Origin of the sequence: Psychrobacter urativorans, assembly GCF_904846675.1 — a bacterium.
GTDB lineage: Bacteria > Pseudomonadota > Gammaproteobacteria > Pseudomonadales > Moraxellaceae > Psychrobacter > Psychrobacter urativorans_B.
This window is the reverse complement of sequence record NZ_CAJHBT010000032.1, coordinates 1-12128: the sequence shown is the minus strand read 5'-3', so window position 1 is coordinate 12128 and position 12128 is coordinate 1. Positions and strand designations below refer to the sequence as shown.

Here is a 12128-nt window from a genome sequence, read left to right as displayed (position 1 = left end):
TGAGATAGGTGATGTCACTAACCCTGAGAAGCACTGCTTCGCAAGGTTAGGACTATTGGCATCAAATTTCTGATCGAGCAGGTTTGGATAGATAAGCTTGTTATGGTTTGAGTTAGTGGTGACTTTAAAGCGCTTGTGGCGACGGCATTTGATGCCGTGTTCTTCTTTAATGCGTCTGACCATGTATTTACTGATGGCATATCCTTGCTCTGCAAGGTGAGCATGCAATCGCTCACAGCCATAGCGCTGTTTGGTTTCAGTATGCGCCACTCTAACCAGCAGCTCACACTGGTTGCGGTGGATCTGCTGCTCACTAATATTACGACTCATCCAGTTGTAATAGCTTGATGGCTTAACATCTAATACGTGACACATGCAGGTGATACTAAATATTTTCTGGTTGTCCTTGATAAAGACGTACTTCATCAACTGTGTTTCGCGAAGTACGCCGTGGCCTTTTTTAGAATGTCTCGCTCCTCCTGAGCAACCTTGAGATCACGTTTAAGACGTTTATTCTCTTCTAGTATAGCCATGAGTTCAGGATCATATTGCTTAGTGCCGACAAGTGCGCCTTCATACGCTTTGTTCTGCCAATTGGATAGCGTTTGCATCGCTATTCCTAACTGCCGAGCAGTCGCACTCAAGTTACCGTTATTATCTGCTATCTTTTTGATAGCTTCTGCTTTGAATTCCGTACTGTAGCTCTGCATTTTCTTGGTCATGGTAAACTCCTGTTAATACACTTAGTTTACCAAGTTTGGTTCTACAGTTTTTTCACCATAGCTCACTTGTGTATAAATGCTTGTATAAGTAAGCTATCTTGTAAAATGTTTCACATGGAACTGTGTATAACTTTCTATAACTATGTTTCACATGGAACATATGAATGAATGATATTTTGTTTCACTATTGAATAATACTTTTTATATCAGCAGGTTAGCTGCATTTAAGTGAAGTAACTCCTACACAAGTTAAAAATTGAATAGATTGGGGATAACTCCACAATAACAAGGATTTTAGGGTGGAATAGGACAGATAGTACTTAGTTATCCACAGCTTATCCCGAGCTTATCCCGGTTATTCACTGTAGTAGATTGCTAGAATAACTAATAGTGATGATTGATAGATTTTGTTATTGCTATAGGCAGGTGATGCTATGCTAATAAGGTGCTGTCACAAACTATCCGTTATGAACACTACTTAGTTATCATTAAATAATAAAAAGAGGTTGATATGTTTACTGGAATTATTGAAAGTATGGGCAAAGTTAAAGCCATGCAGCCTGTCGGTGGTGATATTCGCTTGGTCATAGAATCAGATGATTTAGATTTTAGCGATGTGTCATTAGGCGACTCTATCGCCTCTAATGGTATTTGCTTAACCGTAGTCAATATGGGCAGTAATTATTACGCGGTTGATGTTTCACGTGAAACTATCGCTCGTACTGCTCTAGAAGACCTGAAAACAGGTCATATGGTCAATCTAGAAAAAGCCATGCTACCAACCACGCGCTTTGGTGGTCATATTGTCGCCGGACACGTAGATGGGGTAGGTATTGTGCGCAAACTACAACAAGACGCACGCTCTATTTATATCGAAATCGAGATTCCCCAAAATTTAGCGCACTATACCGCGACCAAAGGCTCGATTACCCTTGATGGGATTAGCCTGACCACCAATCTGGTACGTGACAATATCGTCTGTCTCAATATCATTCCACATACCGCACAAGTGACCAATATTGCCAAGCATTGGTTAGTAGGCGACAAGGTCAATGTTGAGGTTGATATTGTAGCACGCTACTTAGAGCGTCTGCTGAATAAGACCCAGACTGGCACAATGAATGCGGACGCTACAACTAATCCGCAGAGTCAGCTTACCGAGGCATTTTTAGCGGATAATGGCTTTATGAAGTAATTAACACTTAGGTTTTCTTTTAATGTTTAACAGCCACAAAATATTAGCGATTTATAAATCGTTGTAATACCGCTTGAAGCTTGCTTTGCCGCTGCTTATCAAGTTTATCCAATGCTTGTAGGCCAACTTCTGCTACTACGCTTGCATAACCCAGCTTGCTCAACATCTTGCAGGTTATTGTTTGCTTGGTAAGGTTACCTTCTACCACTAAAATGAGGGGTTTGGTAGCTGGGTTATCAGTGCTATGCTCGCTATTAACGCTGTGTTCGGTTTAGTTAATCCAATTTAAAAACGATACAGTAGCACGTTGTTATAAACGACTCTTTTTTATTTTAACCTGACTATAGCAACGTCTTTTTGGGTGAAGAACTTTTTATTCCTTGCCTTATTAACTCCAGACTTTTCATTATTTTTGTCATTATCGGCATTACTACTCATACTATTATCTAGACCACTAGCTTTAACATTATCAGCAGCGTACTCAGCTTTTAATATTTTGAGTGCTGGCTGGGTCAGTCGCATTAGCTCCGATAGTAAGCGTACGATATCTAAAGGTTTGGTTAAGAAACCATCGAATTTATCCCGCGCTCAGCTTTCATACTTAGCAAGATTTTTGGTAGCGTTACTGATTATATTAAGTCATAAAGGGCCGTATCCATGCCGTTAAGTTCTATAGCGTTTACATAATTTAAGTGGTCAGGGTAACGATTATTGGTAGCTTCAATAATATTAGCAATGTAGTATTCATAATCCAATAGTAAAATGGGTGTGTGACGCTGTGGGTAAGGTATTGGCGACTTGCTGACGTGCGGCTTTATCAAAGCTACTATAAATACTGGCATAAGCGCTGCAAGTAAATGGCGCTAAGGGTTTTATTGACAATAGCGATGAGGTGCACATGTTTTAGGCTGGCATGGAAATGATATATTGGCTGATAAAAAGATAAGCAAGCGTTTTAATGTCTGAAACTGTTGCATGAAAGCTTGATCCTATACCGGTACGACAATGCAGTGCTGAGGTAAAAAGTGCCAATTTCATCGATCTATAATAGAAGTATGTTATTAACTTTAACGCGGCTTGCTTTTGAGTAGATGCACACTAAGCTGGGGTGTAATTGATAATATTTCAGGTTTATCATAGCAAGTTTGCTAACTTCACCGTTGCCGTAATAATGAGAGTTATGTACTACATCGTAGATGTTGGACCAAACTGCCTGTATTTATCTATATAAAAACTCTAAATATACTAACGAAGTAGCTAATGTTTGAGTTTGCTAAATGTTCAACCTTTTTGATAAAGCCTCTTTACGAGCTATATTACAAGCATGGCACAATGCCATAAAGTCACCTATAATGTGACGATTAATAACATAATATGTAGTACGATGCCATGACCCCAATTGATTCTACCGCCGCTGTTTTAGACGACCCCTCTTCTAATGACGTTGTCACTGACGTCGCAACAATTAACAACAGGCTGGGCCCATTACGAGTGGTGTTTGCTGGCACGCCTGAATTTGCCGCGACGAGTCTCGAGGCTTTGATTAGGCAGCAAGACGCGCTTAATATAGAGATAGTGGCGGTATATAGCCAGCCGGATCGTAAAGCTGGACGCGGGCAAAAACTCTCAGCTTCTGCCGTCAAAGAAGTAGCATTAGCGCATGACATTCCAGTTGAGCAACCCGCGACCTTTAAAAAGTCAGTTACCGAAGGCATTGCCGCTAGAGAAATTTTACGAACGTATCACCCTGATGTCATGGTTGTCGCTGCCTATGGACTTATTTTACCCACAGGTGTCTTGACCATCCCAGTCTTTGGCTGCCTCAATATTCATGGCTCATTATTACCACGCTGGCGCGGTGCAGCGCCTATTCATCGGGCGCTATTGGCCGGGGATGCTGAGACTGGCATTACCATTATGCAGATGGATAAAGGTTTAGATACTGGTGATATGCTCTATAAAGTCAGCTGTGCTATTGAAGTAGGTGACAGCGCCGCTAGTCTCCATGATAAGCTGGCAGAATTGGGCGCAACCGCTATTAGCACCGTCCTCCAAGACTTGTCACACTATCAAGCACAGGCTACCGCGCAAGATGATAATGAGGCTAATTATGCCGAAAAACTCGTCAAAACCGAAGGCGGGATTGATTGGACGCAACCTGCTATTGTAATTGAAAGGCAGATTCGCGGTTTAACCCCTTGGCCGGGCGCTTATACCTTTTTAGATGGCCAGCGCGTCAAGGTATTAGCCAGCTTGCCTGTGAATGACACTCAGCAAACCGAAAGTCCTGCCGGTACCATTATCAGTGTTGGTCGCAAAGCTATTCTAGTTGCTTGCGGCGTTGATGGTAATAATGACCAACAAGCCAGTACTTTAGCGATAACCACCTTGCAGTTTGCCGGTAGCAAACCGGTTACCGCCGAGCAAATCTGTCATGGCAATCAGCTTAACGATGGCGACCAATTCACCAACAATTCAAATTAATGAGTTGCACGCACGACTCAAACCAATCAGTCAACGCAGACGCCATAATAGGCATAGGAAATTAAGTAATATGAGACAACCCGCAACCGCGTCCAACAGTCCTAGAAATAATAAGAACAAGCCATCAAGTAACCTGAAGATGGTTGGTAGCGTGCGGGTGCGCGTCATTCGTACCTTACTTGCAATTCAAAATGGTCAGTCATTGTCCAGCGTACTTGACCCTTTATTAAACAGTCTGCACGAGGGTGATAAAGGCTTTGCGCACGCGCTACTATTGACTACCTTGCGTCAATGGTATGCTCTTGAGCGCTTGCTTGATACCTTAGCGGATAATAATATCGATGAGATTGAAGTCCGTACTACCATTCAAGTGGGGTTAACCCAGTTATTATATTTGGAAGTGGCTGACCACGCCGCCATTCATGAAACAGTTGAAGCTGTCAAAGAGATTGATTTTGCACATGCCTCTGGTTTGGTTAATGCTATTCTGCGTAAAGTGGTTAAGAACACCAATAAGTTCCGTAAGAAATGCGATAAAAACCACAGCTTGCCGAATTGGCTGGCTTATCAGCTAAAGCAAGACTGGAGTGAAGAGTATCCCGCATTGACTCAAGGATTACGTCAGCCGGCACCAATGTTTTTACGCGTGAATACCACTATTAATACTGTGGATGCTTATCAGGATTCCTTAGTTGAGGCAGATGTTAGTGCTGAATTAGTTGAGCTAGTCAGTGAGTTACGATTGCCAACGGCAGCGAATACTGCAGCCACTATAACCACCCAATCGTTACGTTTAGAGCAAACGACTGCCGTTGCGGGTTTACCGTCATTTGCAGAGGGTGCTGCTAGTGTGCAGGATATGCACGCCCAGCTTGCTGCGCCGTTAATTAATCAAGCGCTTATTAATAAAGTAACTACTGATAAGAATAATTCCGATGCTAATAATACTGAACTGCATATTTTAGATGCTTGTGCCGCGCCTGGTGGCAAGCTTGCTCATTGGTTAGATCTGTTAAATGCAGACAACCAATCCTCATTGTTTCACGTGGAACAAAAAGACAGCATTGATGATAAAACTGATTCGGCGGGTAGTCGTGCGATTAAGCTAACGGCTATTGATAATGAAGCGCCACGTATTGGGCGTATTCATGAAAACTTAGAGCGTCTACATTTAGAGCACTCTGAGCAGATTAAGCTTAATATTGTCTGTGCCGATGCGACAAGATGGCAAGGTATCGATAAAAAAACCAATAAGAACGATCCTGTTTTTGACGCTATATTATTAGATTCACCCTGTACCGCCACTGGTGTAATCCGTCGCCATCCTGACATCAGTCTTTTACGCGCAGAAGAAGATGTGGATCAAACCGCCTCATTACAGGAAGAAATCCTAGACAATCTATGGCCACAAGTAAAAGTCGGCGGCTATTTGTTATATGTCACTTGCTCGATATTGAAGCAAGAGAATGTGCAGCAGATGCAAGCCTTTTTAAGCCATCATACGGATGCGGCGGCTATTGAATTTACTGAAGCCTGCAGCTGGGGTATTGCTCAAGAAGTCGGTCGTCAGTGCTTGCCAATAGATAGCGAAAGTGGTGACGGTTTTTACTATGCGTTATTGCATAAAACGCTTTAATCAGTCTATTTAAACGTAAAAATATTAAAATAAAATCATTGTAGGTAGAGAAGCGCTATGAAATATATCAGTACACGTGGTCAAACTGAGCCGATGGACTTTAGCGATGTATTGTTAATGGGGCTTGCGCCTGATGGTGGCTTGATGCTACCTGAGCATTATCCGCATGTTGATAGTGCCGTCCTTGATGAATGGCGTGCGCTTAGCTACCCAGAGTTAGCACTGGCAGTTATGCAGCGCTTTGCTACCGATATTCCTTATGCGGATCTGCAAGATATTATTGAGCGTACTTATACCGCTGAAGTTTTTGGCAGTGCAGATATTGTCCCCGTACGTAAGCTTGAAGATAATTTATACATTTTAGGCTTATCAAATGGACCGACTTTAGCCTTTAAAGATGTGGCCATGCAGTTTTTGGGCAATGCTTTTGAATATGTGCTTAAAAAGAAAGACGCACGCATTACTATTATCGGTGCAACCAGTGGTGATACCGGCAGTGCTGCTGAATATGCGTTGCGTGGTAAAGACAATATTGAAGTCTTTATGCTGTCACCGCACGGCAAAATGAGTGAGTTTCAGCGCGCGCAGATGTATAGTTTGACCGATAATAATATCCATAATATTGCTATCGACGGTATGTTTGATGACTGCCAAGATATTGTTAAAGCGTTGCAACAAGATGCTGAATTTAAAGCGGCTTATAATTTAGGTACGGTTAACTCGATTAATTGGGGACGGATACTGGCGCAGATTGTTTATTATTTTAAAGCCTATTTTGCCGTGACCAGTAGCAATGATGAACAGGTTAGCTTTAGCATCCCATCAGGTAACTTTGGTAATATTTGTGCCGGTCATATTGCTCGTGAGATGGGCTTACCTATTGGGCGATTAATAGTCGCGACTAATGAAAATGACGTGCTCAATGACTTCTTTAATAAAGGCGCCTATCAGCCGCGTCCAACTGCTAAAACCTATATTACCTCTAGTCCATCAATGGATATCTCTAAAGCCTCCAACTTTGAGCGCTTTGTATATATGCTGCTAGATAAAGACAGTGCACGTGTTCATGAGTTGTTTGAAGGCGTGAAGTCAGGGCAGGGTTTTGACTTATCAGATTTGATGGAAGCCGTTAATTCTCGCTATGGCTTTGCTGCCGGTAAATCGACTCATAACGACCGTCTGCAAACCATAAAAGCGTTATATGAGCAGTATGGCGAATTGGTCGATCCACATACCGCTGACGGTATTAAAGTCGCTAAAGAATTACAACAGGAAGGCGAAGTTATCATTTGCGCTGAAACGGCATTGCCGGTCAAATTTTCTGAAACTATCGTTGAAGCGATTGGCCAGATAGATATTGCGCGTCCAGCTCATACTGAAGGCTTAGAAGATTTGCCGCAGCATGTTATTGTTCTTGATAACCAAGCAGAATTGGTCGCTGAGCAAATCCGTCAACATGTTAAGGCCAATCCTGCTTAAAGAAAGTATATTGAATTAATGATAAGGTTTTTGTTTCACGTGGAACAAAAAATTCGATGTTATTAGCGCTTAACTCAACGCCATACCTCGATGGACACGATAATGAAAAGAAGTCTAAACGCCTTGGTAAAAATGCTGTTGATGACCGCCTTTAGTAGTGTAATACTAATGACCACGGCCCACGCTAATAATCCACCGCCAACCGTTAAAGCGGATGCGCCCAATCGCTATATTGTTAAAAAAGGTGATACCTTATGGGATATCTCAGGGCGTTATTTAGACAGCCCGTGGCGCTGGAAAGAGATTTGGGCGACTAATAAACAAATCAAAAATCCCAACCTTATTTATCCTAATGACATTCTGATCTTATGTGTGATTCAAGGGAAGACTCTCATTGGTGTTGATACCGGTGAGGGCTGCGCCGGGGTAGAAAAACAGCTGACCGGTAATGTAGTCGCCAGCACGGTTGCAGTGACCTCGACAGCAAATAGTATTCCAGCGATTCCGATGTCGGCGATTCAACATTGGCTCGATAAAACTAGCATCGTTAATCCAAAAGACTTTAATACCACTCCTTATATTTTAGCTTCCAAAAACCGTAACTTAATTACCGCTAGCGGTGATAAGATCTATGCCAAAGGAGTGCCGCTCATCGTCGGTCAGCGTTATGGCGTTTATCGCAAAGGTAAGCCATACGTTGAACCCAAAACCCAAAAGGTTATCGGGTTAGAGGTCACGCAAGTGGCAACTGCGCTAGCGACTGCCGTGGCGGCCAATGGCGTAACCAGCTTGCAGCTTACCGATAGCTATGGCAAAGAAGTCCGTGAAGGCGATCGGGTATTTGTGGAGTTAGCCAACGCTATTCCACCGGTGTTTTATCCAACGCCAGCGACCGTTAATCGTGGCGGTATGATTGTACGCGTGATGGATTCAATCAGCTCCGCGGCGCGTGGTAGTGTGGTCGCTATTAACTTGGGTAGCACTCACGGTGCCAAACCTGGTGATGTACTGACAGTTTACCAAAAGGGAGCGTTAATACGCGATACCATTGATAATGACACTCCTGTACGCCTACCAAGCGAACCTGCCGGTATGGTCATGATATTTAATACCTTTGATAATATCAGTTATGCCTATGTGCTCAGCTCAGAGTTGCCGCTTAACGTTGGCGCTCAGCTATTACCGCCGCCTTATTTATAAGCGTATATAAAACCCATTGAGGGTTAAAACACAGTGATGAGCCTAACATTATGACAGCAACCTTATCTACTTTATCAGATAATCAGCGCGCGATATTAGCGATATGGTATGAGGTGAATGCGTCATTATCCGCTTATCATAAGTTGGTAACTGCTTTTGGTAGCGCCCAGCAAGCGTGGACCGCTAAGGCGGGTGCATGGCAGCAGTTAAGTATTCATCATAGCCACCTCAAGCGCCATGAGGAACAACAGCAAACCCTCGATAGTATCAATAAAATTGAAGCGGCGCTAAATGCTAAAAAGTATCAATTACTATTTGCTGAGCAGGCGGAATTTCCCACTCAATTATTACAAATATTTGATCCACCGCCGCTATTATTCTGCCGGGGTAATGCCGAAAGGCTACAGCAAGCACAAATTGCTATCGTCGGTAGCCGTAAGCCCACCGTCCACGCTCAAAAAACTACCTTTGATATGGCGCAATACTTAGCGCAGGTAGGATATGTGATCACCAGTGGTCTAGCAATGGGTGTGGATAAATGTGCCCATTTTGGAGCCTTAGCCCAAGCTGACCCTGAGTATCAAGGGCGCACCATTGGGGTCATGGGCACCGGTATTGATGTCTGTTATCCCAATCATCATGATCATCTCTTTACCCAGATTGTTGAGCAAGGTGGTTGTCTTATTAGCGAGCTGCTACCGCACACCCAACCGCACAAGCATACCTTTCCGCGCCGAAATCGCTTGGTTGCGGGTCTCGGCTTAGCAACGATTGTCACTGAAGCTACCATCAAAAGCGGCTCCATGATTACCGCAAGGCTTACCTCCGAGCAGGGCAAGCAAGTCTTTGCTATTCCCAGCCATATTGATAATAGTAACGCTGAAGGTTGTCATCATCTAATACGTGAAGGCGCAACTTTAATTTATCACCCTCAGCACGTGCTTGATGATGTCAATATGCAACTTAATACCTATCCTACTCAGTCTGGAAGAAAGAAACCTCGGCAATCAGCCGACGGTTTATCTAAATCTAACGCTGCCTATCTTAACGAGGAACAGCAACCTAGTGTTGCTTCTAAAACCAAGGTTCCTGAGCATCTCATAGCCGTTTACGAGCAGCTTGATTGGCATGGACAAGATTTGGATGCCCTGCTCGTGTCCACAGAACTTACGCCACCGCAATTAATTGGGCAACTGATGGAGCTTGAGTTATTAGGCGCTATTAGCGTGCAAGGTGGACGTTATTTGCGGGTATAGGTTATTTCCATATTTAATCATTATAATTAGAATATGTGTGACTTAGTTCCTGATTTCTTGTTGTATCTTTTCTTTTACCACTCCTTTTTTAATTTTCAGCCTGCCATTTTATGAAATCATCTACCCCTTCAGTAACTCCTTTAACGACTACCTCTATCACTCAAGCTGCCCGATGGTTAAACAGCGGCCAGCTACTTGCTTATCCTACCGAAAGCGTTTGGGGTATTGGCTGTGATCCGTTTAATGAGACAGCAGTACAGCAGTTACTGTCTATTAAACAGCGGCCGATAGATAAAGGTATGATTGTCGTCACCGATAGCGCGGATCGTATTGCCCCATTATTAGATAAATTAAGCGCTGAGCAACGCCAAATCGTCCTCGATAGTTGGCAGCTATCGCCAAATTCTAATACACGGCAAGCGCGTACCTGGTTGCTGCCATTATGTACATCATTACCTGAACAGCTTGAGATGTCCATTCCGGCTTGGATTACTGGTGCGCATAATAGCGTGGCAGTACGAGTGATTGCCCATCCTTTGATTCAACAGTTGTGCGCGAAAGTTGTCTCAACGCTTAATCCATATGGTTTTGTCGTCTCAACCAGCTGCAATCCTTCAGGACAACCACCAGCCTTATCATTATTTCAAGCGCAGGCCTACTTTAAAAACGATGGGGCAACAGATAATTCTTCTGAGCATGTCACCTATCTACAAGGCGATACATTAGGTTATGAGCTACCCAGTCAAATCGGCGACGCGCTGACGGGGCAGATCGTTAGATGATTTTTAATATGGCGTTATTAGCTTAGACGCTAAACCTTATAATTTTTTAATCCCTACAATTGTCCTCTTGTTTTTATAAGGCATTTTTTGTCACACTGATCGTAACATTATAAAAATGTGAGGATCACAAGTGATGAACATTTTAATCAGTGGCGGATCAGGGTTTTTAGGTAGTGCTTTTAGTGACGAGCTTATCAAACGTTATCGAACCCAAGATCAAAAGCTACACATCACATGGCTGACGCGTAATAGTAGTCAGGCACACCCTGATGATATTAGGATGATGACTTATGATGCGCTAGAAAATACAGATAATACTTTCGATGTGATATTAAATTTAGCGGGTGCAGGCATTGCTGACTCACGCTGGAGTGATGAGCGTAAAGAGCAGCTGCTTGCCAGTCGAGTTAAACCAACAGAATCGTTATTAGCGTTTATTGAACGTAGTGGTGTTAAACCTAAGCTACTGGTTAGTGGTTCAGCCATTGGCTGGTACGGTACGCAAGGCGATAAACCGTTAGCTGAAGGTAGTGCCTTTGAGGCTGATTTCTCGCATCGGCTTTGTGATGAGTGGGAGCAGTTAGCGTTAAAGGCTACTGACTATGGCGTACCGGTTGCTATCGTGCGCACAGGTGTGGTTATTCATCCTGATGGTGGCATGCTTGGCAAGCTGTCATTACCCTTTAAGCTCGGATTGGGTGGACAATTGGGAGATGGCAAGCAAATTATGAGCTGGGTCAGCCGTGATGATTGGGTAGGGGCCGCGATATTAATTATTGAGCAGCACCTTGCTGGCAAAATCGACACTCGGCAGGATAGGGGCTTAACTAACAGCTCAACTACAGATGACAATACTTTAAAGACGGCGAGTAACACGCCAGCGCTGGTATATAACCTGACTGCACCCAATCCTGTGACCAATCATACCTTCACTAAAGAGGTCGGCGCTTGGCTACATCGTCCGACTTTTTTTACTTTACCCAGTCCTTTATTAAAATTAATGTTTGGTGAGATGTCGACATTGTTGATTGATGGACAAAAAGTGCTCCCGCAGGCGCTACTTGATGCAGGCTATGAATTTAAACAGCCGACTCTAAAGCAAGCATTAGAGGGTCAGAGAATAAAATAAACTTCACTCTATAAAGTTTTACATGAAACAAAATATAAGTAAGTCACAAAATTTTGAAGAATACATATTGACTCTAAGACATCGGCTGTATTGCATGGCAATAGCGTTGGAATTAGTCAGTCCAATCGCTGAGTGAAAGCTTGATATAGCACTTAAACTCTGTAAAAGATTAGGGTCTGTATAGAATTAGGGAATAGTTGAAAAAAATAAGCAACGCCTTAAACTCTTGTTTACCACAACAAAGA

General features: G+C 43.2%; 9 protein-coding genes and 1 pseudogene. 8 read left to right on the top strand and 2 right to left on the bottom strand.

Annotated features, from left to right (window positions below; all coding sequences use genetic code 11):
* Positions 1–722, bottom strand: a pseudogene (locus JMY06_RS11120) (transposase); the annotation flags it as partial.
* A gap of 511 nt (positions 723–1233) precedes the next feature.
* Here JMY06_RS11120 and JMY06_RS11115 point away from each other — a divergent pair.
* A complete protein-coding gene (locus tag JMY06_RS11115) occupies positions 1234–1917 on the top strand; it encodes a riboflavin synthase (protein WP_201618315.1) in 684 nt (227 codons plus the stop codon).
* Between the two features lie 327 nt (positions 1918–2244).
* Here the strand turns inward: JMY06_RS11115 and JMY06_RS11110 are convergent, their stop codons facing one another.
* On the bottom strand, positions 2245–2439 hold the full coding sequence (locus tag JMY06_RS11110) for a hypothetical protein (RefSeq protein WP_201618314.1): 195 nt from the start codon (positions 2437–2439) through the stop codon (positions 2245–2247).
* Positions 2440–3315: 876 nt separating this feature from the next.
* On the opposite strand from JMY06_RS11110, the gene fmt reads away from it, so the two are divergent.
* The 7 genes from fmt to JMY06_RS11075 all read left to right on the top strand — a co-directional run bounded on the left by fmt (position 3316) and on the right by JMY06_RS11075 (position 11883).
* Positions 3316–4401, top strand: a complete 1086-nt coding sequence (gene fmt, locus JMY06_RS11105) for a methionyl-tRNA formyltransferase (protein WP_413786916.1) — start codon at positions 3316–3318, stop codon at positions 4399–4401.
* A gap of 70 nt (positions 4402–4471) precedes the next feature.
* A complete protein-coding gene (locus tag JMY06_RS11100; RefSeq protein ID WP_201618312.1) occupies positions 4472–6037 on the top strand; it encodes a transcription antitermination factor NusB in 1566 nt (521 codons plus the stop codon).
* Positions 6038–6094: 57 nt separating this feature from the next.
* Positions 6095–7516, top strand: coding sequence for a threonine synthase (thrC, locus tag JMY06_RS11095; protein WP_201618311.1), 1422 nt, complete (start codon positions 6095–6097; stop codon positions 7514–7516).
* 102 nt (positions 7517–7618) lie between these two features.
* Complete coding sequence (locus tag JMY06_RS11090) at positions 7619–8716, top strand: LysM peptidoglycan-binding domain-containing protein (RefSeq protein ID WP_201618310.1); 1098 nt, start codon at positions 7619–7621, stop codon at positions 8714–8716.
* A gap of 50 nt (positions 8717–8766) precedes the next feature.
* On the top strand, positions 8767–9972 hold the full coding sequence (dprA, locus tag JMY06_RS11085; RefSeq protein WP_201618309.1) for a DNA-processing protein DprA: 1206 nt from the start codon (positions 8767–8769) through the stop codon (positions 9970–9972).
* Between the two features lie 110 nt (positions 9973–10082).
* Complete coding sequence (locus tag JMY06_RS11080; RefSeq protein WP_201618308.1) at positions 10083–10754, top strand: L-threonylcarbamoyladenylate synthase; 672 nt, start codon at positions 10083–10085, stop codon at positions 10752–10754.
* 133 nt (positions 10755–10887) lie between these two features.
* Positions 10888–11883 (top strand): epimerase, encoded by a 996-nt coding sequence (locus tag JMY06_RS11075; RefSeq protein ID WP_201618307.1) that lies wholly within the window; start codon positions 10888–10890, stop codon positions 11881–11883.
* Positions 11884–12128: the final 245 nt, after the last annotated feature.

Excerpts from the sequence above, each read along its gene's own strand:
- JMY06_RS11115 (WP_201618315.1), top strand. The coding sequence starts at position 1,234 with ATGTTTACTGGAATTATTGAAAGTATGGGCAAAGTTAAAGCCATGCAG.
- JMY06_RS11110 (WP_201618314.1), bottom strand. The coding sequence starts at position 2,439 with ATGCGACTGACCCAGCCAGCACTCAAAATATTAAAAGCTGAGTACGCT.
- JMY06_RS11100 (WP_201618312.1), top strand. The coding sequence starts at position 4,472 with ATGAGACAACCCGCAACCGCGTCCAACAGTCCTAGAAATAATAAGAAC.
- thrC (WP_201618311.1), top strand. The coding sequence starts at position 6,095 with ATGAAATATATCAGTACACGTGGTCAAACTGAGCCGATGGACTTTAGC.
- JMY06_RS11090 (WP_201618310.1), top strand. The coding sequence starts at position 7,619 with ATGAAAAGAAGTCTAAACGCCTTGGTAAAAATGCTGTTGATGACCGCC.
- dprA (WP_201618309.1), top strand. The coding sequence starts at position 8,767 with ATGACAGCAACCTTATCTACTTTATCAGATAATCAGCGCGCGATATTA.
- JMY06_RS11080 (WP_201618308.1), top strand. The coding sequence starts at position 10,083 with ATGAAATCATCTACCCCTTCAGTAACTCCTTTAACGACTACCTCTATC.
- JMY06_RS11075 (WP_201618307.1), top strand. The coding sequence starts at position 10,888 with ATGAACATTTTAATCAGTGGCGGATCAGGGTTTTTAGGTAGTGCTTTT.